The following is a 24,478-nucleotide window of genomic DNA, read 5'->3' as shown; positions in this document are numbered from 1 at the left end:
CAGGCCGGGATGAAAGGGAACAAGATGGATTTTCTGAACCAGATCATTGGTTTTCTGAACGATATCTTCTGGGGCTATGTGCTGATCTACGGTCTGCTCGCCGTGGGGATCTATTTCACCCTGCGGCTGGGCTTTATCCAGATCCTCCATTTCCGCGAGATGCTGCGCTGCGTCACCGGCTCCGATACGGGGGACAAGGACGGGATATCGCCCTTTCAGGCGCTGACGGTGTCGCTGGCCAGCCGTGTCGGCACCGGCAATATCGCCGGCGTCGCCGTGGCGCTGACGCTGGGGGGGCCGGGCGCGATCTTCTGGATGTGGGTGGTGGCGCTTCTGGGCATGGCCACCGCTTACGCCGAGTCGACGCTGGCGCAGCTTTACAAGACCCACGGCCCGGACGGGATGTATCGCGGCGGTCCCGCGGCCTATATCTCGCGCGGGTTGGGGATGCCGGCAATGGCGGCGGTCTTCTCGGTCGCGCTGATCATCGCCTTCGGGCTGGTCTTCAACGCCGTGCAGGCGAACTCCATCGCCGAAGCTGCCGCCACCGCCTTCGGCATTGGCGCGGAGAGTGTCGGCATGACCAAGCTGATCGTCGGCGTTGCCCTCGCCGCGCTGACCGGGGTGATCATCTTTGGCGGCATCCCGCAGATCGCGCGGGTGGCGGAATATGTCGTGCCCTTCATGGCCGGTGCTTACCTGCTGGCGGCGATCATCGTGATGATCCTGAACATCGACCGGGTGCCGGGAATCCTCAGCGGGATCGTGCTGAACGCCTTCGGCCTGCAGGAGACCGTGGGCGGGGTGGCAGGTGCGGTGACCGCCGCGATGCTGAACGGCGTCAAGCGCGGTCTGTTTTCCAACGAGGCCGGCATGGGCTCTGCTCCCAATATCGCCGCCGTGGCCACGCCCGCGCCGCACCACCCGTCGAGCCAGGGCTTCGTGCAGGCGCTGGGTGTGTTCATCGACACCATTCTGGTCTGCACGGCGACGGCGGTGATGATCCTGCTGGCCGATGTGATCCCGTCCAAGGACCTGACCGGGGTGAACCTGACCCAGGCAGCGCTGTTCGACCATTTCGGCAGCTTCGGGCCGCTGTTCGTGGCGGTGGCGATCTTCTTCTTTGCCTTCACCTCGATCATCGGGAACTATTCCTATGCGGAGAACGCCGTCGTCTATCTGGGCGGTGGCCGCAGCGGCATTCTGGTGCTGCGGCTGGCGGTGATGGGCATGGTCATCTGGGGCGCGGTGCAGGCGGTTCAGACGGTGTTCGACTTTGCCGATGCGTCGATGGGGCTGATGGCGACGATCAACCTTGTGGCGATCGTGCTTCTGTCGGGCACGGTGGTGATCCTGACCCGCGATTACCTGTCCCAGCGCAAGGCCGGGATCGAGCCGCGTTTCCATATCGACAAGCACCCCGACATCGCGCCGGGCGTGAACCACGAGATCTGGAATTAAGCTTCTCCTCATCACGAGGATGATCCCGATGACCCGCGCCTGATCCGGCGTGGGCCATCGCATATTCCCCCCACTTTCCCCATCCCCGATCCCATGCTAAGCCGCCCGCATAACGCAGGATGACCGCCGATGACCGATCTCGACACGCTTCGCTCTACCTATCTGGCCCGTGTGGCCGATGCCTCTGACGCCAATGCCCTGGAGGAGGTGCGCCTTGCCGCCCTTGGCAAGAAGGGCGAGATCAGCCTGAAGATGCGCGAACTGGGCCAGATGTCGCCGGAGGAGCGTCAGACCACCGGCGCCGCGCTGAACCGGCTGCGCGACGAAATCGACGCGGCACTGCGCGGCAAGAAGGTCGCGCTGGAGGATGCGGCGCTGGATGCCCGCCTGCGTGAGGAATGGCTGGACGTGACCCTGCCGGGCCGTCCGCGTCCCGCGGGCACCATCCACCCGGTCAGCCAGGTGACCGAGGAAGTCACCGCCATCTTCGCCGATATGGGGTTTTCGGTGGCCGAGGGTCCGCAGGTCGAAAGCGACTGGTTCAACTTCGACGCGCTGAACATCCCGCCCGAACACCCGGCCCGGCAGGAACACGACACCTTCTTCATGGCCCGCGCGGCAGGCGATCCACGCCCGCCGCATGTGCTGCGCACCCATACCTCGCCGGTGCAGATCCGGGCGATGCAGGATCAGGGTGCGCCGATCCGGGTGATCGCGCCGGGCCGCGTCTACCGCATGGACATGGACCAGACCCACACACCGATGTTCCATCAGGTCGAGGGGCTGACCATCGGGCAAGGCATCTCGATGGCGAACCTGAAATGGACGCTGGAGGAATTCTGCCGCGCCTTCTTCGAGGTGGATGAGGTCGAGCTGCGCTTCCGCGCCAGCCACTTCCCCTTCACCGAACCCTCCGCCGAGGTCGACATCCGTTGCAGCTGGGAGGGTGGCACCCTGAAGATCGGCCAAGGCGACAGCTGGCTGGAGATTCTGGGGTCCGGCATGGTGCATCCGAAGGTGCTGGAAGCGGCAGGCGTGGACCCGAATGTCTGGCAGGGCTTCGCCTTCGGCATGGGCATCGACCGGATTGCCATGCTGAAATACGGCATCCCCGACCTGCGCGCCTTCTTCGAAAGCGACCTGCGCTGGCTGCGCCATTACGGCTTTGCTGCGGGTGATGTGCCGAGCGTGGCGGGCGGGTTGTCGCGTTGATTGATTGGGGAGCGATTGGGGCGATTGCTACTATTGTAGGAGTGGTTATTACTATTTTCCTCAGCATTCGAAGACGGTCTATTTCAGACCGTGCCGACATTCAGATGACTAAGGAAAAGACGATAAGCCAAGTGGCGCAGCAATCGCAGGTTGTTAACTTCAATGTGCCTGTCGGTCCCCTGTATTCCCCGGCGCAGCTTCAACTTGCCGAAGCACTTGCAGGGTATTCGGCAAGATTGCAGCGTCTCCTGAAGGCTAACCGGACGCTACTTCCAGAAGCTCCTGCTGGAGATGATCGCTGGACCGATCCACCAAGCTTTCAGCAGCGTCGAGATAACTATCGAAGCGCTACAGCCGATATAGAAGAGTTTCGGCGGATCGCACGTGAACTTGCCTATTCCATTGAGGAATCGTTTATCGAGGACGCAGCTGACAAGATTGAAAGCCTGATAACACAGGTAAAGTTAGCAAATGAACGGCTTATTGGGCGCAGTATTCAAGAAGTTTATGAAAGTAAGGACCATATGACCCAAGCCTTACTTGCGGTCGCAGCTCCGATGGGAGTTTTGATGGTTCGTGACTGCTTGGCGCAGGATATTTCCGCGGCATTCTCTCAAATTGATTATGTGATTGGTGATATTCGGGCCCAGCGGGAGCTTCATCGGCTTTAGTGAGCGTGGAGTGCGTGCTCGCACGCACTGCCGTAGGCCCCCCTGATAACCCCCCACCTCACGATCTTTCAACATGACCGCAGCCCCCATCCTCGGCTAGTCTGCGACAAAGCGCGCTGGGGGGGGAAACGCGGTGGGGAACGATACGGCCAGGCTCAATCTGATCGGCTATTTCACGACTTTTATCGTCACGCTGGGCCTGCTGGCACTGGTCAGCGCGCGGCAGGCGCCGGGCGCGGCCCCGGCGACCACCACCTATCTGCTGCCGCTGCTGGTCATCACCTGCCTGCTGTTTCTGGCGCTGACGGTGATCGTGCTGTCGCGCGGCGTCCTCTCGGGCGGGCGGCGCTGGAACAGTGCCCATGCCGAGGAAACCCTGCTGCTGAACGGGATGCTCGTGGCCTGCGGGATGGGGGCGCTGGCGCTGGCGGGATATGCTTTGGCGGCGCTCGGGCTGGTGAATATGGCGCTGTGGCTGGTGAAAAGCTGGGCGCTGATCTACGCGCTGTGCTTTGGGGCCCTGGCCTATTTCAGCCGCCCGGCGCGGCGCGGGGGCTTCATGGCGATTGCGGCGGTGTTCCTGACCTTCGCGATTTTCGGGATGCTGTTCTAGGCCCGCGCCTTTCCCTTTTGGGGCGATCCGTGCATGCTGCCGGAAAACCGGAAGGGGGGCAGCGCACTATGACCAAGTCGCCGAAATCGAAGTCCAAGGCGAAAAAGGCCGAACCCAAGCCGGTGAAGGTGGAAACGCCGCCTGCGATCATGTCTCCGGTTCCGGCGATTTCCGAAGACCTCTGGCCGCAGGAAGACGCCGCCGATCAGGCCACGCTTCATGCGGCCGAGGAAGTGTTCAACCACCTCATCGCCCGCGTGAAGGATTTTCAGGAAAACCTGCCCAAGGATCACGAACTGGGCATCCAACTGGCCAATTTCGGGGCCGAGCGCGCCGTCCATGTGCGCGGCATGGGCTATCGCAATCCCAATATCATCGAATTTTACGGGCTGCTGGACGGCCGCGCGCAGGTGGCGGTGCTGCAGCATGTTTCACAACTGAATTTCATGCTGGTTGCGGTGCCGCCGGTGGCGGAACAGCCGCCCTACAGGATCGGCTTTCAGGCCAAGATCTAGCGCCGCCAGTCGTCAGAGCGTTCCCAGACCGCATAGAGGAAAAGCGCTGCCATTGCGGTCGCCGCCGCGACGCCGATATTCCACGGCCAGCCGAGGATCAGCCCGGCCAGCACCAGAACCAGCCATAATCCGCCGATCAGCCGCGCCGCCTTGGCCGACCGGTCGGACCACAGCCACAGCATGCCCGCGCCGCCACACATGGCGATTGCGGTCAGGATGACGATGGTGGCTTCGTAAGTTTCGGGGTGCATGTCGGGCTCTCGGATGGGCGGTGCCCTCGACAAGCGGCGCCGGGTCTGCATAGCTTAACGAAAACGTGAGGGACAGCGATGGACACCATCCAAAATTTTGTCAGCTGGCTGAACGGCATCGTCTGGGGCGTGCCGATGATCGTGCTGATCCTGGGGACCGGGCTTTATCTGCAGATCCGGCTGAACTGGCTGCCGCTGCGCAAGATCGGCTATGGCTTCCGCATGATCGCCAAAAGCCGCAAGGCCGATGACATGGCGGAAGGCGAGATCACGCCCTTCGCCGCGCTGATGACGGCGCTGTCGGCCACCATCGGCACCGGCAATATCGCGGGCGTGGCCACGGCCATCGCGCTTGGCGGCCCCGGCGCGGTCTTCTGGATGTGGATGACCGCTTTCGTCGGCATGGCCACCAAATATGCCGAGGTGGTCGTCGCCGTCCATTACCGACAGAAGGACGATCAGGGCGAACATGTCGGCGGCCCGATGTATGCGATCAAGAACGGCCTCGGGCCGCGCTGGGGCTGGCTGGCGGTGGCATTCGCAATCTTCGGCGGCCTCGCGGGCTTCGGGATCGGTAATATGGTGCAGTCGAACTCGATCGCCGAGGCGATGGAGACCGCCTTCGGCCTGCCGCGTTGGGCGGTGGGGCTGGTGCTGGCCGGCCTGACCGGGGCGGTGGTGCTGGGCGGCATCCGCCGCATCGGCGCGGTGGCCGAGAAACTGGTTCCGGCGATGGCCGTCTGCTATATCATTGCCGTGCTGATCGTGCTGGCGCTGAACTTTTCGGCGCTGCCGGGGGCGCTGATGACCATCATCACCTCGGCCTTCACGCCGACGGCGGCAACGGGCGGCTTTCTGGGCGCGACCGTCATGATGGGGATCCAGCGCGGCGTCGCCCGCGGCATCTTCTCGAACGAGGCGGGCCTGGGCACCGCCGGCATCGCGCAGGCGGCGGGGGCCACCCGCGATCCGGTCTATTCCGGCATGATCGGAATGATGGGCACCTTCATCGACACCATTGTCATCTGCACCATGACCGCGCTGGCGATCATGGTCACCGGGGTCTGGACCAGCGGCGAATCCGGCGCGGCGCTGTCGGCTGCGGCTTTCGAATCCGCCATGCCGGGCGTGGGCAAGGAAATCCTCGCGCTGCTGCTGGCGGTCTTCGCCTTCACCACCATCCTCGGCTGGGCCTTCTACGGCGAGAAATGCTGGGAATTCCTGTTCGGCAGCAAGATCGAAACCCCGTTCCGCGTCCTGTGGACCGTCTCGGTCTTCGTGGGCACGGTGGTCAGCCTCGATTTCGCCTGGCTGGTCGCCGATACGCTGAATGCGCTGATGGCGATCCCGAACCTGATCTCGCTTCTGGTGCTGACGCCGGTGGTGCTGATGCTGACCCGCGAATATCTGGCCAAGCACCGCAACGACTGAGGTTTTCGGCGCGCGGGGCTTGACGCCCCGGCCTCTGTTGGATTGAAGAACCACAAACCCCTCACCCGCCCCCGCAAGGGCGGGTGCTGACATGAAGGTGTGCCATGAAATTCACCCTGTCCTGGCTGAAGGACCATCTCGACACGGATGCCTCGGTCACCGAGATCACCGAGGCGCTGACCGATCTGGGTCTCGAGGTCGAGGAGGTCGTCGATCCCGCCGCCAGGCTGGGCAGTTTCACGCTGGCACGTGTGACCCATGCCGAGCCGCATCCCGATGCCGACCGGCTGCGTGTGCTGAAGGTCGATACGGACGAGGGCGAAAAGCAGATCGTCTGCGGCGCGCCCAATGCCCGGACCGGGATCATCGGCGTGCTTGCCAAGCCCGGCGATTACGTGCCGGGCATCGACACTACGCTGGGCGTCGGCAAGATCCGCGGCATCGAAAGCCACGGCATGATGGCCTCCGAACGCGAGCTGGAACTGTCGGACGAGCATAACGGCATCATCGAGCTGCCCTCGGGCGAGGTCGGCCAGCGTTTCGTCGACTGGCTGGCCGAGAACGCGCCCGAGAAGATCGACCCGATGATCCATATCAAGATCACCCCCAACCGCCCCGATGCGCTTGGCGTGCGCGGTGTGGCACGCGATCTGGCGGCGCGGGGGCTCGGCACGCTGAAGCCCCTGCGCGAGGTGGAGATCGAAGGCCGTTTCGACAGCCCGATCGACGTCACCATCGATGCCGAGGTGCTGGCGAAAGCGCCCTTCTTCGCCGGCCGGGTGGTGCGCGGGGTCAAGAACGGCCCGTCGCCCGACTGGCTGCAGAAACGCCTGCGCGCCATCGGGCTGCGACCGATCAACACGCTGGTCGATATCACCAATTTCTTCACCTATGACCTGAACCGCCCGCTGCATGTCTTCGATGCGGCCAAGGTCTCGGGCGATCTGAACCTGCGTGCCGCACGGCCGGGCGAAACCGTCGTGGCACTGGACGACAAGACCTATACGCTGCCCGAGGGCGCGGTGGTCATCACCGATGCCCGGGCCATCGAATCCATCGCCGGCGTCATGGGCGGTGCGGCCTCGGGGTCGTCGGACGAGACCACCGAAGTCTTCATCGAAGCGGCGTTCTTCGACCCGATCGCCGTCGCGGCGACCGGCCGGGCGCTGAAGATCAATTCGGACGCGCGTTACCGCTTCGAACGCGGCATCGACCCCGAATTCACCCTGCAGGGGCTGGAACTGGCGACGCAGATGGTGCTGGATCTCTGCGGCGGCGAGCCCTCGCATATCGTCGTGGCGGGCGAGGTGCCGGATCATTCCCGCGCCTATCGGCTGGACACCCAGCGTGTCGTCAGCCTGGTGGGGATGGAGATCGACGCCGACGTTCAGCGCGACACGCTGCAAAATCTGGGCTTCCGCATGGACGGCGACATGGCCCATGTGCCCAGCTGGCGCCCCGATGTGCAGGGCGAGGCCGACCTGATCGAGGAAATCGCCCGCATCGCCAGTCTGACCCAGCTGGTCGGCACGCCCTTGCCGCGCCCGCGTGCGGGTGTGCCGCAGCCGGTGCTGACGCCCCTGCAGCGCCGCGAAAGCACGGCGCGGCGGCTGGCGGCAGCGCTGGGTTACAACGAATGCGTCACCTACAGCTTCATCGACCAGCCGGCGGCGGAACTGTTCGGCGGCGGGGATGAGGCGGTGCGGATCGACAACCCGATCAGCAGCGAGATGACGCATCTGCGCCCCGACCTGCTGCCGGGCCTGCTGGCGGCGGCGGCGCGCAATCAGGCGCGCGGCTTCGCCGATCTGGCGCTGTTCGAATGCGGGCCGGTCTTCTCGGGCGGCGAGCCGGGGCAGCAGGCGCTGCGCCTGACCGGGCTGCTGGTCGGCAGCACCGCGCCGCGCGACCCCTACGGCTCGCGCCGTCCGGTGGACATTTACGACGCCAAGGCCGATGCCGAGGCGATCCTGCAGGCCATCGGCGCGCCCGCCAAGGTGCAGATCGACCGCAAGCTGGACGGCTGGTGGCATCCCGGCCGCGCGGGCAATATCCAGTTGGGCCCGAACCGGCTGGCGACCTTCGGCGAGGTCCACCCCAAGGTTTTGCGGGCGCTGGATGTGAAGGGGCCGGCCGTGGCCTTCACCATCCACATCCCGAACGTGCCGCTGCCCAAGGCCAGCGTGACCACGCGGCCCGCGCTGAATGCGTCCAGCCTGCAACCGGTCGAACGTGACTTCGCTTTCGTCGTGGACAAGGGCGTCGAGGCGCTGACGCTGGTGAACGCTGCCGCCGGCGCCGACAAGGCGCTGATCGACAGCGTGCGGGTCTTCGACCAGTTCAGCGGTGACAAGGCGGAATCGCAGATGGGCGCCGGCAAGAAGTCCATCGCCATCACCGCCCGGTTGCAGCCGCGCGACAAGACCCTGACCGATGCCGAGATTGAGGCGGTCAGTGCGAAGATTGTTGAAAAGGTTGCGAAGGCCACCGGCGGCGTGCTGCGCGGCTGAGTGTTCGCTGATTCAGATAAAAAGCCCCGCGAGATTTCGCGGGGCTTTTTTTCTTTGACGGGGGCAGCAGGGCCATGGGCTCGGCGATCTGGGCAGTGCGGCGCGAGGCTTACGGTATGTTGGGCAGTTCGGCCTCAGGGCGTTCGTCCGCGCCGATGAAGCTGATCGCTTCCCGCCCCTGCGGTGTTTGCACGAATTGACCGATATATTGGAATTCGGCGTAGAATCCTGACGCTGGGAATCCTCCCGTCGCGTTACCAGCCCTGACCGCGTCGTTATTCATGGTCTGATCGGCTTTATCGCAGAAATGGCGGAATTTTTGACCAGTTCATGCGGCAAGCCGCGGCGAAGGACACAACCTGCCTGCCCCTCATACAGGACATAAATGCCGGATGCGTGGCGATAAAGATTACGTCCCCTCCACCAGCCGGTATCCTCGACAGGATCATTCACCCGCCTTCCCGTGGGCGTCTCAATCGACAGCTTGCGATGCCTGTCGCTATGCAGGCTGAACAACGGGCTGATCATCATGGCAACAGTGGCACCACCTTCGACATCAATCTGCGTGATGCGCTTCAGGTTTGCAGCCAGCCACGGCAGCCACAATCACCAGAAACATGAGTTTTCGCATCCGCGCTGCGCCATCGGTTGCTTGCGCCCGGCGATCTGCGGGTGGCACCGCTCGCAATGGACTCAAAGCGCCCCCCAAACTGCAATTATCCCGGCCGGTGCAGATGCAACCGCTGATCCGTTTTCATCAGCCCCTCGACCCACGCCGCCTCGCTGCTGAAATCATGCGGCACCTGTTCAGCGGATCGGCTGCCAGAGAGCGATTGCGAGGCGAAGAAATCGAAGCCGTACAGGTCCAGCCGCGCCAGATCGGACCGCAGCAACAGGTCGATCAGCATCGCGCCGGTGGTGGGCTGCGCGCCCAGGCTGTCCTTCAGCGCGGCGTAATCCGTCAGTGGATGCAGGTAGAACCCCCGCGATTGGGCGCTGGCATAGTCCAGCCGCTTGCGCTTGTGCGACATCCACAGGATGCGGGCGGGCTTGATGCGGGTCCGCTCGGCGCGGGGCAGGCGCGTGGCCAGCCCAAGCCAGTCGGTGCGGGTTCCGTGGCTGGCCGGGTCCGGCATCGGCGCGAGGTTGATGCGCACCACCACGTCATGCGCGTCGATCTCGGCGCCCTGCCGCGTGTCCGCCAGCGCACGGGCATTGCCGACAAGCGCCACGGTCTTGCCCTTCAGGGGGGCAAGCAGCTCTGCCTGCTGCACGGAAAGCTGGGTCAGCATCCCCTCGTCCCGCAGCAGGCGCGCGGCGATGAAGCGCAGCGGCGTCATGCCAGCAGGCCGCGATAGACATCGACGATGGCGCGGGCCTCATCCTCGATCGAGTGGTTTTCGACCACGTGCACGCGCGCTGCGCGGCCGGCGGCTTCGCGGGCGGTGGGATTGTCCAGCCAATAGGCGAGCGCATGGGTCAACGCCTCCTGATTGTCGGGGGGGACCAGCGAGCCGGTCTCGCCCTCGCGGATCAGGGCCTCATAGGCGCCGACGCGGGTGGCGATCACGGGGACGCCGCAGGCCATGGCTTCCAGCGGCGTCAGGCCAAACCCCTCCCAGCGGGCGGGGGCGGCGAACAGGTCCATGGCCTGATAGTGGCGCACGACATCCTCCCACGGCAATTCGCCGAGGAAACGGATGCGATCGCTCAGCCCGGCGGCGGCAATTTCGGCCGTCAGCGCATCGGTGAATTGCTGGTTGTCCGGGGTGATCCGGCCGGTGAAGACCATCTGCGCCCTGGGGCGGTCGGGGAACAGCCGCAGCGCTGCGCGAACCAGCAGATCCACCCCTTTCTGCGCCCGCACCCGGCCGAAGCAGCCGACCAGCACCGCATCGGGGGCGAGGCCGAGTTCTTCCCGCAGCGCCCGCTTGTCGGGTACGGGCTGGAAAATTTCCGTATCGACGCCGTGCAGGATCACCGTGGCCGGGCGATCCAGATAGCTGGCCGCCTGAGGCGAGGTGGCGATCAGCGCGTCCTGCTGGCGGATCAGCCATTTGGTGAAACCGGTATGGTGGCGCTGCGCCGCCGAGGTGAACAGCAGCCGGTATTTCCGCCCAAGCAGGCGGCGATAGATCAACCCGAGCGTCATTTCCGTATTGCGCCGCGCGTGCCAGACCCGCCAGCGCTCGCGCGGCAAGGTGGCTGCGCGCGCCAGCGGGATATGGGGCAGCTCGGCCGGCAGACCCGGTCCGGTGGTCACGATGCCGATCATCCGCGCCTGCACCGGGATCAGTCGCACCACCGTTGCAGTCACGCCCGACAGGCGCTTTTTCAGATTGGGGGCGACGACCTCGATGGGGTTCGGCTCAGTCATTGGGGGCCTCGGGGGTCAGGAAATACAATGCCAAGCCTAGCGCAAGCGGCAGGGTGAAGAACAGGAACAAGGTCGCATAGGCCTGCGCGGGCGATCCATGCGCGGAAGCCCATTGATAGATCGGGCGCGACCCGAATTGCAGCATGCCCGTCCCGCCGATGGAGAACATGTTGAGGAATGTGACCCCACGGCCCACCAGATGTTGCGGTAGGAAGGCCCTGCCATGGGCGATCAGCAGCACATAGGAAGCCCCGGAAAAACCCACCATCGCCAGCAGCGTGACCGCCAGCGCAAGGCTGTATGCGGTGAATAGCCACAGGCCGCCGATCACCAGAACCGTGCCCGCCGTGCCGATCAGGATGGTGCGGCGCACCGAGCCGACCGCGCGCACCGCCGGCCCGGCCAGAAAGTTGCCGGCGATCATCGCCAGTCCCATCAGCAGCGCGGCGCGCCCGATGGTCTGGCCGGTGGCGTCGAAAACCTCCTCCAGATAGGGGCCGGCCCATAGCCCCCGAATGGCGGCAGAGGCGGCGTAATTCACCGAAAACAGCGGCAGGATGAACCACAGCGCACGCAGCCGCAGAATGTCGGACAGCCGTCCTGTGGGGTGGCTGGCGTCCAGCCGCTGCGGGTCGCGGACGAACAGGAACTCGGCGACGGCCACGCCAAGCGTCACTGCGACCATGGACCACATGGCGATGCGCCAGCCGACCGCCTCGGCATAGGCTTCGAGCGGCGAGGCCGACAGGATATTGCCAAGCGCGCCCACCGCCACGAAGGACCCGGCCAGAGTGCCGAATTCCCGCAGGGTAAAGTTGCGGGCGAAGATGTAATAGGCCGACATCAGCGCGGGCGCGCAGCCCATCCCGATCAGCGCCATTGCCACATGCAGGTGCCATGGCGCGGTCGCCATCGCGAAAACCGCGGCCCCAAGCGCCGCCACCAGCATCAGACCGGATGCCGTCCGGCGCGGCCCGTAGTGGTCCAGCCAGGTGCCGACCGGCACCTGCATCCCCGCGAAGGCGAAGAACCAGATCCCCGAGGAGATCGCCAGATCGCCCGGCCCTGCGCCGATATCGGTCCGCAGGACCGGGCTCAGCACCGCCATGAAGGCGCGGTAGAACTGGCTGAGCGTATAGCCCAGCACCAGCACCCATATTCCAGCCGGGAAACGCCGCATCAGACCCGGACGAACTTTCCTTCAAGCCCGTCATATTGAAGCAGGGTGCCGTCGCCGATGTCGTGGATCAGCCCGTGCAGGGTCATGTCCCCCGATTCCACCGCCTCGCGCACGAAGGGGAAGCCCATCAGGTTTTCCAGCGACACGGTGACAGCCTCGCGTTCCAGCGCCGGGACCTGTTCGGCCTCGGGCAGCGCGGTCACGCGTTCGTAGCCGGGGCGCAGGATGTCCATCCAGCGGCCGACGAAGCTGGATTCCTCCTCCAGCTCGGGCGCGTGACCCGAGCACATGGCATGGCACCCCGCCACGCCGCCGCATTTGGTGTGTCCCATGACGATCAGATGCGCGACCTTCAGCGCCTTCACGGCATATTCCACCGCGGCCGAGGTGCCGTGCTGGTGCCCGTCAGGCGTATAAGGCGGCACCAGATTGGCGATATTGCGGTGAATGAAGAACTCGCCAGTGTCGGCGCCGAAGATCGAGGTGACATGCACCCGCGAATCGCAGCAGGAAATGATCATCGCGCGCGGGCGCTGCCCGTCTTCGGCCAGCCGGTTATACCAGGCGCGGTTCTCGGCGAAGGTGGTCGCACGCCAGCCGTTATAGCGGCTGACAAGATAATGCGGCAGTGGCTTGGCGTTGAGCATCGGCTGTCCTTTCGTCACGCGCCCTCACAAATAGGCCGGTATTGTCTTCAATTCGAGCGATTTTTCCTCAGCCGGGTAAGGAAATCATAACGCCACGCTGCCATCTTTCCGGGACGTGTGGGGACATGAAGGTGTGGAGTGAAGGTCGTGAGCAAGATAGCGCCGCTTGGCGTGGTGGAACCCATTCGCGTCGATGCTGGGCGCATTCAGAATATCGTGAACGAGCTGGGCGAGATCGCGGCCGAAGGGGTGATCCAGATGGCGCTGGAGCAGATGGCAACATCGGTTCAGGGAGTGCTGGACAGCGCCCGGCGCGGGGATGAGGGGGCGATTGTGGCGCAGGCGGAACGGCTGTCGCGTCTGGCATGGCAGGTGGGGCTTGTCTCGCTCGCCGGGGTCGCGATCGACGTGGCCGATTGCGCCCGCCGCAGCGACGCGGTGGCGCTGACGGCGACGCTGGCACGGGCGGTGCGGGTGGCGAACCGCTCGCTGACGGAAATCTGGGATGAGGTATCGGGGCTGTAGTTGCGGATGGGGAAGGGCGGTGACATGCTTGCGCGCGATGCAAGGACCTGAGGCCGATATGACACCCGAATTTGCCGCCCCGACTGCCGATGCCCGCCCGATCTGGCTGGTGCAGGGGGCTTTGCCCGACGATCTGGATCCTGCCGCCCGCGCCTGGGCCCAGGCGACCGGCTTTGCCGGGAAGCCCGGTCAGGTCTGCCTGCTGCCGGGCGCCGATGGGGCGCTTTCGGGGGCGCTTGTGGGCGTGGAGCAGGCGTCTGGCCGCCCCTCGCGCGAACGTTTCGCGCTGGCGAAGGCGGCGATGGCGCTGCCTGAAGGGGCGTGGAGGATCGTCGCTTGGCCCGAGGGCCTCGACCCGGCCGAGGCCGCTTTCGGCTGGCTGCTGGCGCAATATGCCTTTGGCCGCTATCGCAAGGCTGAGGGCGCGAAAGCGCGCCTGGTCGCGCCCGAAGGCGTCGACGCGGCGCGTCTGCTGGCCATGGCCGAGGCAGAGTTCCTGACCCGCGACCTGATCAACACGCCCACCAATGACATGGGGCCGGATGCGCTGGAAGCGGCGGCACGCGCGATGGCCGCGCAGCATGGCTTTGCGGTGAAGGTGGTGACGGGCGATGAATTGCTGGACCAGAACTTTCCGCTGATCCACGCGGTTGGCCGCGCCGCCGCACAGGCGCCCCGCCTGATCGAATTGACGCGGGGGGAGGGCGGACCGGCGCTGAGCCTAGTGGGCAAGGGGGTCTGTTTCGATACCGGCGGGCTGGACATCAAGCCGGCGGCCAGCATGGGCTTGATGAAGAAGGACATGGGCGGGGCCGCGACCGTTCTGGGTCTGGCGCAGATGCTGGCCGCAACCGGCGCGGCCGACGGAATACGCCTGCGGGTGCTGATTCCGGCGGTGGAAAATTCCATTTCCGCCGATGCGTTCCGACCCGGCGATATCCTGACCAGCCGCAAAGGCCTGACGGTCGAGGTCAACAATACCGACGCCGAAGGGCGGCTGGTGCTGGCCGACGCACTGGCGCTGGCGGCGGAAGACGAACCGGACTGGCTGATTTCCATGGCGACGCTGACGGGCGCGGCGCGGGTGGCGCTCGGCCCGGATGTGCCGCCATTCTACTGTGATGACGATGCGGCGGCGGCCGCGATCTCGGCGGCTGCCCGCAGCCATTGGGACCCGCTCTGGCGGATGCCCTTCTGGGAGCCTTATGAGGAGATGATCGAGCCGGGGATCGCCGATCTGGACAATGCGCCCTCGGGCGGGATGGCGGGGTCGATCACCGCGGCCCTGTTCCTGCGCCGCTTTGCCGAAGGCGCGGGGCATTACGCGCATTTCGACATTTACGGCTGGCAGCCGAAGCCCGCGCCGGGCCGCACCAAGGGCGGCGTTCAGCAGGGCGCGCGGGCGCTGCTGGCGGCACTGCCGGAGTTGCTGGGGAAATGAGCGTAAAACTGGACCGCCGCCTGACCCCGGCCACCGACCGGGTGGCGCTGTCCCGGCTGAGGGGCGTGGTCGAACGCCCCGAATACACCGATGGCGCGCCTGCGCGGATCGGGGCGCCGCTGGTAGAGTTGCGGGTGCGCCCGGATGGCCCGCGCGATCGTCAGCTGAATTTCGGCGCCGATGTTCTGGTGATCGACCGGACGGACGGCTGGGCCTTCGTGCAGGCGCAGCGGGACGGCTATGTCGGTTGGGTGGTCGAGGGCGACCTTCACGCCGACATGCCCGCCATCACCCATCGCGTCGCCGCGCCGGCGACCCATATCTATCCCGAGCCGAACATGAAGCGGCACGAAATGGCCAGCCTCTCGGTCAATGCGCGGCTTTCGGTGGCCGAAATCCGCGACGGCTTTGCCGGGCTGGCGCAGGGCGGATGGGTGCCGGTGCAGGCGATTTCCGACCGCTTTGCCGATGATCCGGTGGTGTTGGCGGAATCGCTCATGGGGACGCCCTATCTCTGGGGGGGCAATTCGCGCGGGGGGATCGACTGTTCCGGTCTGATGCAGGCCGCGCTGCATGGTTGCGGGATCGCCTGTCCGGGCGATGCCGATCTGCAGGAACATGCTTTCCAGCCGGTCGAGGATATCCAGCGCGGCGATCTGCTGTTCTGGCCCGGCCATGTCGCCATGGCCTGCGGCGACGGCCGCATGGTGCATGCGACGGCCTGGCAGATGCGGGTGATCCACGAGGATATCGCCAGCGCCATCGCGCGGATCGACGCTTCGGGGAATGGGCCGTTCCGGGGGGCGCGGCGGCCGCCTGCGGTGACGATCAGCCTGTGAAGGCGGGGTGATAGGCGACCTCGCCCTGCGGCACGGGGTCTTCCCAGGTAAGGGCCATGAAATATTTCGGCGGCACGCCCGGATAGGTGATGCCGGGCGTAACGGCAAAGTCGAAACGCCTGTAATAGCCCGGATCGCCCAACACCACGCAGCCCCGGCGGGTCGTTTGCAGGCGCGACAGCCCGGCGCGGATCAGCGCCGATCCGATGCCTTCCGCCTGCCGCGCGGGCAGGACCGAGACCGGCCCGAGCCCGACCCAGCCCCGATCCTGGCCGCCAATCGTCACCTCGGAGAAGGCGACGTGGCCCAGCATCTGTTCGGCCTGCATCGCCACCAGCGACAGCAGCAACGCATCGGCGGCGCGCAGGCGCGCGACGATCTCCGCCTCGGTTCCGTCGCTGTGTTCGGCACCCGCAAAAGCGGCAGTGGTCAGTGCCGAAATCGCGTCGGCGTCGGCAGGTGTTTCGGGGCGGATCCGCAGGCCCGACATCACGCCGTTCCTTGGACGAAGACACGGTCGGGCTGGACCTCGCCTGCCAGATAGCGGCCGATGCAGATCGCGCGGCCCTGATGGCTGACCCAGACCTGTTCGCCGAAATCTGCCATGCCCAGCACCTGGCCGGGGTTGCCGTTCAGAATGCGCACGGCGCCCTGATCGGTGGCGCGCATCTCGGGCAGATCGACAAGCGCGGACTGGATCGGCAGCAGCCGCGCCTCGATCTCGGCCTGATTGGCGCGGTCGATCAGATCGAAAGACACCGCGTTTTCGACCTCGAACGGGCCGGACCAGACGCGGCGCAGGCTTTGGACATGGCCGAGGCAGCCGAGCGCGCGGCCCAGATCGCGGGCGATGGCGCGGACATAGCCGCCCTTACCGCAGACCATGTGCAGGTCGGCCTGATCCTCGCGGGCGGCCAGCAAGGTCAGTTCATCGACATAGAGCGGGCGCGCGGCCAACTCGACCGCCTCGCCCTCGCGGGCGAGGTCGTAGGCGCGCGCCCCCTCCACCTTCACGGCCGAAAAAGCGGGGGGGACCTGCATGATTTCGCCGATGAAGGCGGCCATGGCGGCGTTGATGGCGTCGGCCGTCGGGCGCGCATCCGACTGGCCGATGACCGCGCCCGAGGCGTCGTCGGTATCGGTCTCCGCGCCCCAGTTGACGGTGAAGTCATAGGCCTTCAGCGCTTCGGTCAGCAGCGGGACGGTCTTGGTGGCCTCACCCAGCGCCACGGCCAGAACGCCGGTGGCGTCGGGGTCCAGCGTGCCGGCATGGCCCGCCTTTTTTGCATCCAGCGCCCAACGCACGCTGCCGACCACATCGGTCGATCCCACGCCTGCCGGCTTGTCGACGATCAGCCAGCCCGAGATGTCGCGGCCCTTCTTGCGTGCCATGGCGCGCCCTCCTTAGCAAAGGCGAAGCGGATAGCCCCGGCCTCAGCCGCCGTCAACCGGCGCTGTCCACCAGCCCGATGATGGGACCCATCGACCAGCCGAAATCGTTACGGCGCAGCTGCGGCGCGTAAAGCCGCGAGATCGAGCCATCGAAATACAGCGCATTGCGCGCCTTCAGCCCGTCGCGGAACAGCCGCCCGAATTCGTGGAAAGTCACCGGGCGGTCGGAAATCGCGAACCATGCGGTGCCCCCATCGGCGGAAACGCCGACCCCGTTGCGGATATAGCGGCTGTCGGAATCGACCAGAAAGCGCGGGTGCAGCTCGCCCTCGATGACCAGCATCGGGCCGGACTGGGTGGCCAGCCGGCACTCTGGCTGCGCCTTGGCGAAAGCGCGCGATTCGATGACGCGGAACGGGGCCGAACCGCCGGTGCAGAAGACGCCGTTGGGCAGCATGCCGAAATTTCCGTCCCCACCGGCGGTCACCAGTTGGCCGTGGGTTTCCCCGCCCGATCGGAACAGCCCCACGGGTTCGTAATCGGCATGGAACATGCCCGCGTTCATGGCGAAGGCCAGCACCTGACCTTCGGCCAGCGTGCTGCGGACGCCGCTGAAATTGTTCAGCTTGCGCCCCTTGGCATCGTCCAGCCACAGGCCGAGCTTCGGCTCCTCGGCGGCGTGGACGGTGCAGACCACATAGCCCTGGCCGTCATGAGTCATGCGCGCGCAGTCGGCGGCCGCGACCGGCAGGCCAAGTGCCAGCACCGCGCCCGCGGCCAGCCCCAGGCGGCGGCGCAATTCAGTCCAGATCTTCATCGTCCGTATCGGCCCGGATGTCGCGCTGAACCCGTTCGTCGGCGAACAGGCGGCGGGTATCGTCCATGCGGTCGAAGGTCTCGTCCAGCTGAAAGCGCAGTTCGGGCGCGTATTTCAGGTTGAGACCCTTGGCGACCATATGGCGCAACTCGCGCGAGTTGCGGCGAAGCGCCTTCAGCGCGTCTTCCCTGTCGGTGCCACCCAGCGGCATGACGTAAGCCGTCGCCACCTTCAGATCGGGCGACGTGCGCACCTCGCCCACGGTGATCGAGTGGCGGTTCAGGTCGGGATCGTGAACCTCGGCGCGCAGTAGCAGTTCGGACAAGCGGTGACGGATCAGTTCGCCCACGCGAAGCTGTCGTTGCGACGGACCGGGGCCGGTATGAAAGCGGTTCTGTGCCATAGCTGCAGATGTAGGGGGTTGGGCGGCGCCCCGCAATGGACTAAGCGAAGGGGAAATGGTCAGGAGGCGGGATATGGACAAGCCGGGGATTGTCGTCACGGGCGTATCGGGGCGCATGGGGCAGATGCTGGTGCGCGTCGTCGGCGCCTCGGACAAGGTGCGGCTGGTCGGGGCGGTCGTGCGGCCCGGTAATCCGTGGGTCGGCCGCGATCTGGGCGAGGCGATGGGTGGGCAGCCGAATGGGGTGATCGTCACCGATGACGCGGTCGGCGCGATTGCCGGGACGCAGGCGGTGATCGATTTCACCACCCCTGCCGCGACCGTGGCCTATGCCGAACTGGCGGCGCAGGCCCGTGCCGTCCATGTGATCGGGACCACCGGGCTGGAACCTGCGGATCTGGCCGCGATTGCGCGCGCCGCCCGGCATGCGCCGATCATCCGCGCGGGGAATATGAGCCTTGGGGTGAACCTATTGATGGGGCTGACCCGGAAGGTCGCCGCCGCGCTTGGCACGGACTGGGATATCGAGGTGGTCGAGGCTCATCACCGTCACAAGGTCGATGCGCCTTCGGGCACCGCGCTGATGCTGGGCGAAGCCGCCGCCGAGGGGCGCGGCGTGACGCTGGACGACTTGCGCGGGCCAGTGCGCGACGGCATCACCGGGCCGCGCCGGCCGGGCGCGATCGGCTTCGCCTCGATCCGTGGCGGCGACGTGGTGGGCGAGCATGACGTGATCTTCGCCGGCGAGGGCGAGCGCGTGGTCCTGCGTCATCTGGCGAGCGATCGCGCGATATTTGCGCGCGGCGCGCTTCAGGCCGCGATCTGGGGGCAGGACAAGGGGCCCGGAGAGTATGACATGCTGGACGTGCTGGGGCTGGACTGACCCGGCGGTCTAGTGCCGGCTGGGCAGGCTGACCGGCGGCTCGGCCACGAAATCGGCGCCGTCGCGCGGCGCGATCATGCGGGTCAGCTGAAAGCCGCCCGGCTCCACATCCAGCATGGCGATCTCGTTCGGCGGGTCCTCGCTGCGGTCGCACAGCGCCGATGCGGCATGGATCTGCGTCATGCCGCTGGCCGAGGTCGCGGTGTTGAAGTGATGCAGATGGCCGGTCAGCACCAGATCCACCCCCGCCTCGTCATAGGCGGCAAGGGCGGCATCGGCGTTCAGCATCAACTCCTTCGTCTCGCCCGGCAGCAGGCTGATCGGATGGTGCTGGACGACCATGACCGGCCCCGTCCGCGCCAGGTGCTTCACCCGCGCGATCTGCCGATTCGTCAGCCGTCCGTTGCGCCAGCGATAGGGAAAGGTCGAGTTGACGCCGACGATCTTCAACCCCGGCAGTTCCAGAAGCGGATCTCTCGGGCCGGGGACGGCGGCTTCGTAATCGCGGAACGGCCGCAGCAACCGCGCGGGCAGGTTCATCAGCGGAATGTCGTGATTGCCGGGCACGCATAGCCAGGGCAGGCCGGTCTGGTCCAGGATGGCGGCCGCCTCGGCAAACAGTTCGGGTCGGGCGCGCTGAACGAGATCGCCGGCGACGACGATATGTTCGGGCGCGGCATCTGCAATGGCATCAAGCATGGGCTGGACAAGCCGCGTGCGGTGCATCCCGATATGCAGGTCGGAAAGAAGGGCGATCCGCATCAGTTCGTCGCGGTCCCGGCGGTGGGAGTGCGGGGGTCGTCGGATACCGGATCAGCGGGAACCAGCACCCGCAGCGCGTCCTTGCGGATGGTCAGTTTCAACGGCGCGGGCACCCGCGAGCGTTCGCCGTCATGGGCGACATGGCGGGTCGGGCTGTCGGTATGGATGATGAAATCATCGGCGATGATCAGGTCGAAATCCTCGCCATGCGAGGTTCGGCCAAGCGCCAGCCGCAACGCCGCTGCGATCAGCCCGCGTCCGGTCTTCGCCTTGGCGACGAACAGCGGAAGCCGGTCGCGTTTCACGTCCTCGGCGCCCTGCAGCCCGAAACTCTCAAGCTGGGTCTCGCTCTGGGCGACGAAAGCGAGCGCGGTCTGAAACTCCAGCGTCTCGCCATTCACATGGGCGGTCAGTTGCAGCGGGTGGCGCAGGTCCCTCAACGCGTCCAGCACCGCCCAATAGGCCAGAAACCGGGAACGGCCGAATTTCCGGTACGCCGCCTCGCGCTTTTCGAGAATCTCGGGATAGGCGCCAAGGCTGACATTGTTCAGAAACACCTTTCCGTTCATGTCCCCGACCGAGACCGGCTGGACGCGGGCGTTCAGAATGGTCTGGATCGCCTCCTCGGGCGTATCGCCGACATGCAGGTCGCGGGCGAAATAGTTGAAGGTGCCGCCGGGAATGACCCCCATCACGGTCTCGCCACCCAGATCCGCCAGTGCCTGCGCGACCGCCGCCTGGGTGCCGTCACCGCCCACCGCGATCACCAGATCATGCGATTTCGCCGCATCGCTGGCCAACCGAATCAGGTCCTGACCCTTCTGGATCGGCAGGATATCAAAGCTGCCGCTGACCGGCGCGACCAGCTTTTCCAGAAGCGCCGTGGTATCGCTGCCATCGCTCTTGCCCGAGGCGGCGTTCAGGATCGCGGCCACCCGCGCGTTCGAGAGGTCGAATTTCGCCGTCATGCTGGCCCTTTCGTCATGCCGCAGGGCAACCCGCCCGCGCCGCCATGGTTCCCGGTCTTGGCGTTTGCGCCCGGACGGGCTAGGACAATTCTCAAAGATCAGGGGACCACCGATGAGCATGGACAAGACTTTCGACGCCGCCAGTGCCGAGGCCCGCATCAGCGCCGAATGGGAGGCGACGAACGCCTTCGCTGCCGGGGCCAATGCCAAGCCGGGGGCCGAGGCCTTTTCCATCCTGATCCCGCCCCCGAACGTGACCGGCAGCCTGCATATCGGCCATGCGCTGAACAACACGCTGCAGGACATTCTGGTGCGCTGGCACCGGATGCGTGGTTTCGACACGCTGTGGCAGCCCGGTCAGGACCATGCCGGCATCGCCACCCAGATGGTCGTCGAGCGCCGCATGGCCGAGCGGCAGGAGCCGAACCGGCGTCAAATTGGGCGTGAGGCCTTCGTCGAAAAGATCTGGGCCTGGAAGCAGGAATCCGGCGGCACCATCGTCAACCAGTTGAAGCGCCTCGGCGCCAGCTGCGACTGGTCGCGCAACGCCTTCACCATGTCCGGCGCCCCCGGTGCGCCCGAGGGCGAGGAGGGCAATTTTCACGATGCGGTGATCCGGGTCTTTGTCGATCTCTACGACAAGGGCATCATCTATCGCGGCAAACGGCTGGTGAACTGGGACCCGCATTTTGAAACCGCGATCAGCGATCTGGAGGTCGAGAACCGCGAGGTTCCCGGTCAGATGTGGCATTTCAAATACCCGCTGGCCGGCGGCGAGACTTATGAATATGTCGAGCGGGACGATGACGGCAATGTCACCCTGCGCGAGACCCGCGACTATATCAGCATCGCCACCACGCGCCCCGAAACCATGCTGGGCGATGGCGCGGTGGCCGTGCATCCCGACGATCAGCGCTATGCCCCCATCGTCGGCAAGCTGGTCGAAATCCCGGTCGGCCCCAAGGAATACCGCCGCCTGATCCCGATCATCACCGATGAATATCCCGATCCCGATTTCGGCTCGGGCGCGGTGAAGATCACCGGCGCGCATGACTTCAACGATTACGCCGTCGCCATGCGCAACAATATCCCGCTTTACGCGCTGATGGATACCAAGGGGGCGATGCGCGAGGACGGTCTGTCCTATGAGGAAAGCGCCGAAATCGCCACCCGCGCCGCGCGGGGCGAGGATGTGGGCGATGTCTCGAACGTCAATCTCGTGCCCGAGGATCTGCGCGGCCTCGACCGTTACGAGGCCCGCAAGGCCGTGATCGACCAGATCAATGCCGAAAAGCTGGCGGTGACCTATCTGCACAAGGAAATCGACAAGGAAACCGGGGCCGAGCATCTGGAGATGCGCCCGCTGGTTGATCAGAAGCCGATCATGCAGCCCTTCGGCGACCGTTCCGGCGTGGTGATCGAGCCGATGCTGACCGATCAGTGGTTCGTCGATACCCAGCGCATCGTCGGCCCGGCGCTTGACGCGGTGCGCGACGGCCGCACCCAGATCCTGCCCGAACAGCACCGCAAGGTCTATTTCAACTGGCTGGAAAATATCGAGCCGTGGACGATCTCGCGCCAGCTGTGGTGGGGGCATCAGATCCCGGTCTGGTATGGTCTCGACCTGCAGACGCCGGACTTTGAAGACGACGACGGCGATGGCGCGCTGGATGAGGTCGAACTGTTCGAACTGCTGGTCGAGGGTCTGGTCCAGAAGGGCGATTTCCACCACGCCGCGCCGCATTTCGACGGCGTGGTCGAGAAATTCCGCGACGATATCGCCGGCCTGCCGCAGCCCTTGGAAATCGCCCGCGTGATCGAGGTCGCCGACCGCGAGGCGGCCATCGACGCCTTCGCGCAGGGGCTGGCGGATTACAACCTGTCGCAGGATCCGACGAAACTGGTCTATCCGGTCTGGCGCGACCCCGATGTGCTGGATACGTGGTTTTCCTCGGGTCTCTGGCCCATCGGCACGCTCGGCTGGCCCGAGGACACGCCGGAAATGCGCAAGTATTTCCCCACCGATGTGCTGGTCACGGGCTTCGACATCATCTTCTTCTGGGTCGCCCGGATGATGATGATGCAACTGGAAGTGGTGGGCGACATTCCCTTCCACACCGTCTATGTCCACGGTCTGGTGCGCGACGAAAAGGGCGCCAAGATGTCGAAGTCGAAAGGCAATGTCATCGACCCGTTGGTGCTGATCGACGAATTCGGCGCCGATCCCCTGCGCTTCACCCTGACCTCGATGGCGGCGATGGGCCGCGACCCGAAGCTGGGCCCGAAACATGTCGAGGCGAACCGCAACTTCGTGACCAAGATCTGGAACGCGACGCGCTTTGCCGAAATGAACGGCGTGCGCGGCGGCGGGGACCGCCCGAATCCGCAGCACATGGTGAACCGCTGGATCATCGGCGAGGTTGCCCGCGCCGCCGCCGCCACCGACGAGGCGCTGAGCGCCTACCGTTTCAACGACGCCGCGAACGGGCTTTACGCCTTCGTCTGGGGCACCGTCTGCGACTGGTATGTGGAATTCGCCAAGCCGCTGTTCGATGGCGAATATGCCGAGGAAACCCGCGCCACCATGGGCTGGGTGCTGGATCAGTGCTACGGCCTGCTGCACCCGATCATGCCCTTCGTGACTGAGGAGCTGTGGGCGCTAACCGGCGAACGCCAGAAAATGCTGGTCCATGGCGACTGGCCGGAACTCGGCCCCGACCTGATCGATGCCGAGGCCGACCGGCAGATGAACTGGGTGATTCAGCTGATCGAGAACATCCGCTCGGCCCGCGCCCAGATGGGCGTGCCGGCCGGCGCCAAACTGGACCTGATCGTCACGCAGGCCGACGAGGGCGCCCGCGCGGCACTCGCGGCGAACGCGCCCCTGATCGAGCGGCTGGCCCGTGTGAACGCGCCGCAGGATGGCACGGCCGGCAAGGGCATGATCGCCGTGGCCGCCCCCGGCGCGTCCTTCGCGCTGCCCATCGGCGAGGTGATCGACGTGGCGGCCGAAACTGCACGGCTGGAAAAGAACGCCAGTAAGATCGGCAAGGATGCGGACGGGCTGCGCAAGCGTCTCGACAACCCGAAATTCGTCGAGAATGCCGATTTCGAGGTGATCGAGGAAACCCGCCAGAAACTCGCCGATCTGGACGAGGATCTGGCCCGCATCAACGCCGCGCTGGCGCAGTTGAAGGCGATGTGATGCACTGGTTCGAACGCATCGCCCTGCGCCGCGCCGACGAGGCGGAAGCCAAGGGCGAATTGCGTGGCCTGCGGGGCGAGGGCAAACCCCTCGACCCCGAATATCTGCGCGAAAAGGCCGAGGACGTGCTGCACCGCATGATGGCCGATGCGGGCTTCCTTCCCGAGGAATTTCAGCTGCGCAAGGAGGTCGAGAGCCAGCGCGCCATCCTCGACCAGATCGACGACCCGGACGAACGCCACCAGCTTCAGCGCCGCATCGCGCTGCTGGAACTGCGTGCAAATATCATCACCGACGCCCGCCGCGCCAGCGCTCGGCGCTGATCTCTTTCACTCTGGGGCAAATATCCCGGGGGTGCGGGGGCTGGCCCCCGCA

26 protein-coding genes are annotated in these 24,478 nt (G+C 65.7%); 13 read left to right on the top strand and 13 right to left on the bottom strand.

The window, feature by feature from the left end; all coding sequences use genetic code 11:
• Positions 1 to 24 precede the first annotated feature (24 nt).
• From H1S04_RS16180 to H1S04_RS16160, 5 genes are all read left to right on the top strand, one after another.
• The gene (locus H1S04_RS16180; protein WP_255435658.1) at positions 25 to 1,461 is read left to right on the top strand and encodes a sodium:alanine symporter family protein; all 1,437 of its coding nucleotides are present in this window, start codon (positions 25 to 27) and stop codon (positions 1,459 to 1,461) included.
• A 129-nt stretch (positions 1,462 to 1,590) separates the two neighbouring features.
• The gene (pheS, locus tag H1S04_RS16175) at positions 1,591 to 2,673 is read left to right on the top strand and encodes a phenylalanine--tRNA ligase subunit alpha (RefSeq protein ID WP_181746546.1); all 1,083 of its coding nucleotides are present in this window, start codon (positions 1,591 to 1,593) and stop codon (positions 2,671 to 2,673) included.
• Entirely contained in the window at positions 2,670 to 3,344 is a 675-nt protein-coding gene (locus H1S04_RS16170) for a hypothetical protein (RefSeq protein ID WP_181746545.1), read from the top strand. The genes pheS and H1S04_RS16170 overlap by 4 nt, the downstream gene beginning before the upstream one ends.
• Positions 3,345 to 3,477: 133 nt before the next feature.
• Positions 3,478 to 3,957 (top strand): hypothetical protein, encoded by a 480-nt coding sequence (locus H1S04_RS16165; protein WP_181746544.1) that lies wholly within the window; start codon positions 3,478 to 3,480, stop codon positions 3,955 to 3,957.
• A gap of 68 nt (positions 3,958 to 4,025) precedes the next feature.
• Positions 4,026 to 4,472 carry a DUF6173 family protein gene (locus tag H1S04_RS16160; RefSeq protein WP_181746543.1) on the top strand — a complete coding sequence of 149 codons (447 nt, stop codon included), beginning with the start codon at positions 4,026 to 4,028 and terminating at the stop codon, positions 4,470 to 4,472.
• On the opposite strand, the gene H1S04_RS16155 is transcribed toward H1S04_RS16160, so the two are convergent.
• Entirely contained in the window at positions 4,469 to 4,723 is a 255-nt protein-coding gene (locus H1S04_RS16155) for a hypothetical protein (RefSeq protein ID WP_181746542.1), read from the bottom strand. The genes H1S04_RS16160 and H1S04_RS16155 overlap by 4 nt on opposite strands.
• Positions 4,724 to 4,801: 78 nt before the next feature.
• Between H1S04_RS16155 and H1S04_RS16150 the strand changes: the two genes are divergently transcribed.
• The gene (locus tag H1S04_RS16150) at positions 4,802 to 6,154 is read left to right on the top strand and encodes a sodium:alanine symporter family protein (RefSeq protein ID WP_181746541.1); all 1,353 of its coding nucleotides are present in this window, start codon (positions 4,802 to 4,804) and stop codon (positions 6,152 to 6,154) included.
• Positions 6,155 to 6,258: 104 nt separating this feature from the next.
• Positions 6,259 to 8,664, top strand: a complete 2,406-nt coding sequence (gene pheT / locus H1S04_RS16145; protein WP_181746540.1) for a phenylalanine--tRNA ligase subunit beta — start codon at positions 6,259 to 6,261, stop codon at positions 8,662 to 8,664.
• A 109-nt stretch (positions 8,665 to 8,773) separates the two neighbouring features.
• On the opposite strand, the gene H1S04_RS16140 is transcribed toward pheT, so the two are convergent.
• From H1S04_RS16140 to H1S04_RS16115, 6 genes are all read right to left on the bottom strand, one after another.
• Complete coding sequence (locus H1S04_RS16140) at positions 8,774 to 8,947, bottom strand: hypothetical protein (protein ID WP_181746539.1); 174 nt, start codon at positions 8,945 to 8,947, stop codon at positions 8,774 to 8,776.
• Positions 8,944 to 9,270: a hypothetical protein gene (locus H1S04_RS16135; RefSeq protein ID WP_181746538.1), complete on the bottom strand. Its 327-nt coding sequence runs from the start codon at positions 9,268 to 9,270 to the stop codon at positions 8,944 to 8,946. Before H1S04_RS16135 ends, H1S04_RS16140 begins: the two co-directional genes overlap by 4 nt.
• A gap of 110 nt (positions 9,271 to 9,380) precedes the next feature.
• Entirely contained in the window at positions 9,381 to 10,004 is a 624-nt protein-coding gene (locus H1S04_RS16130) for a glycosyltransferase family 29 protein (protein WP_181746537.1), read from the bottom strand.
• A complete protein-coding gene (locus H1S04_RS16125; RefSeq protein ID WP_181746536.1) occupies positions 10,001 to 11,041 on the bottom strand; it encodes a glycosyltransferase family 4 protein in 1,041 nt (346 codons plus the stop codon). Before H1S04_RS16125 ends, H1S04_RS16130 begins: the two co-directional genes overlap by 4 nt.
• On the bottom strand, positions 11,034 to 12,221 hold the full coding sequence (locus tag H1S04_RS16120) for an MFS transporter (protein ID WP_181746535.1): 1,188 nt from the start codon (positions 12,219 to 12,221) through the stop codon (positions 11,034 to 11,036). Before H1S04_RS16120 ends, H1S04_RS16125 begins: the two co-directional genes overlap by 8 nt.
• Entirely contained in the window at positions 12,221 to 12,868 is a 648-nt protein-coding gene (locus H1S04_RS16115) for a carbonic anhydrase (RefSeq protein ID WP_181746534.1), read from the bottom strand. The genes H1S04_RS16120 and H1S04_RS16115 overlap by 1 nt, the downstream gene beginning before the upstream one ends.
• A gap of 147 nt (positions 12,869 to 13,015) precedes the next feature.
• Between H1S04_RS16115 and H1S04_RS16110 the strand changes: the two genes are divergently transcribed.
• From H1S04_RS16110 to H1S04_RS16100, 3 genes are read left to right on the top strand one after another with little or no spacing between them, the layout of a single operon-like run.
• Entirely contained in the window at positions 13,016 to 13,393 is a 378-nt protein-coding gene (locus H1S04_RS16110; RefSeq protein WP_181746533.1) for a hypothetical protein, read from the top strand.
• A 58-nt stretch (positions 13,394 to 13,451) separates the two neighbouring features.
• Positions 13,452 to 14,834: a M17 family metallopeptidase gene (locus tag H1S04_RS16105; RefSeq protein WP_181746532.1), complete on the top strand. Its 1,383-nt coding sequence runs from the start codon at positions 13,452 to 13,454 to the stop codon at positions 14,832 to 14,834.
• Complete coding sequence (locus H1S04_RS16100; RefSeq protein ID WP_255435657.1) at positions 14,831 to 15,673, top strand: C40 family peptidase; 843 nt, start codon at positions 14,831 to 14,833, stop codon at positions 15,671 to 15,673. The genes H1S04_RS16105 and H1S04_RS16100 overlap by 4 nt, the downstream gene beginning before the upstream one ends.
• Here the strand turns inward: H1S04_RS16100 and H1S04_RS16095 are convergent.
• Genes H1S04_RS16095 through rbfA form a run of 4 tightly spaced genes read right to left on the bottom strand, consistent with a single transcriptional unit; the run spans position 15,663 to position 18,285 of the window.
• On the bottom strand, positions 15,663 to 16,163 hold the full coding sequence (locus tag H1S04_RS16095) for a GNAT family N-acetyltransferase (protein WP_220185261.1): 501 nt from the start codon (positions 16,161 to 16,163) through the stop codon (positions 15,663 to 15,665). The genes H1S04_RS16100 and H1S04_RS16095 overlap by 11 nt on opposite strands.
• Positions 16,163 to 17,065, bottom strand: coding sequence for a tRNA pseudouridine(55) synthase TruB (truB, locus tag H1S04_RS16090; RefSeq protein ID WP_181746531.1), 903 nt, complete (start codon positions 17,063 to 17,065; stop codon positions 16,163 to 16,165). The genes H1S04_RS16095 and truB overlap by 1 nt, the downstream gene beginning before the upstream one ends.
• A gap of 52 nt (positions 17,066 to 17,117) precedes the next feature.
• Positions 17,118 to 17,882 (bottom strand): phosphodiester glycosidase family protein, encoded by a 765-nt coding sequence (locus tag H1S04_RS16085; protein WP_181746530.1) that lies wholly within the window; start codon positions 17,880 to 17,882, stop codon positions 17,118 to 17,120.
• Positions 17,866 to 18,285 carry a 30S ribosome-binding factor RbfA gene (gene rbfA / locus H1S04_RS16080; protein WP_181746529.1) on the bottom strand — a complete coding sequence of 140 codons (420 nt, stop codon included), beginning with the start codon at positions 18,283 to 18,285 and terminating at the stop codon, positions 17,866 to 17,868. Before rbfA ends, H1S04_RS16085 begins: the two co-directional genes overlap by 17 nt.
• A 73-nt stretch (positions 18,286 to 18,358) precedes the next feature.
• Between rbfA and dapB the strand changes: the two genes are divergently transcribed.
• Positions 18,359 to 19,168: a 4-hydroxy-tetrahydrodipicolinate reductase gene (gene dapB / locus H1S04_RS16075; protein WP_181746528.1), complete on the top strand. Its 810-nt coding sequence runs from the start codon at positions 18,359 to 18,361 to the stop codon at positions 19,166 to 19,168.
• Between the two features lie 9 nt (positions 19,169 to 19,177).
• Here dapB and H1S04_RS16070 read toward each other — a convergent pair whose 3' ends face one another.
• Positions 19,178 to 19,930, bottom strand: coding sequence for a metallophosphoesterase (locus H1S04_RS16070; RefSeq protein WP_181746527.1), 753 nt, complete (start codon positions 19,928 to 19,930; stop codon positions 19,178 to 19,180).
• Positions 19,930 to 20,898, bottom strand: a complete 969-nt coding sequence (locus H1S04_RS16065) for a diacylglycerol kinase family protein (RefSeq protein WP_181746526.1) — start codon at positions 20,896 to 20,898, stop codon at positions 19,930 to 19,932. Before H1S04_RS16065 ends, H1S04_RS16070 begins: the two co-directional genes overlap by 1 nt.
• A 112-nt stretch (positions 20,899 to 21,010) precedes the next feature.
• Between H1S04_RS16065 and H1S04_RS16060 the strand changes: the two genes are divergently transcribed.
• Positions 21,011 to 24,103: a valine--tRNA ligase gene (locus H1S04_RS16060; protein WP_181746525.1), complete on the top strand. Its 3,093-nt coding sequence runs from the start codon at positions 21,011 to 21,013 to the stop codon at positions 24,101 to 24,103.
• Positions 24,103 to 24,426, top strand: coding sequence for a DnaJ family domain-containing protein (locus H1S04_RS16055; protein ID WP_181746524.1), 324 nt, complete (start codon positions 24,103 to 24,105; stop codon positions 24,424 to 24,426). Before H1S04_RS16060 ends, H1S04_RS16055 begins: the two co-directional genes overlap by 1 nt.
• Positions 24,427 to 24,478 lie beyond the last annotated feature (52 nt).

It is taken from the genome of Paracoccus sp. S1E-3 (genome assembly GCF_013868135.1).
Lineage (GTDB): Bacteria > Pseudomonadota > Alphaproteobacteria > Rhodobacterales > Rhodobacteraceae > Paracoccus.
Note: the sequence above shows the minus strand (reverse complement) of the source record. Positions and strands in the feature narration are given on the sequence as shown.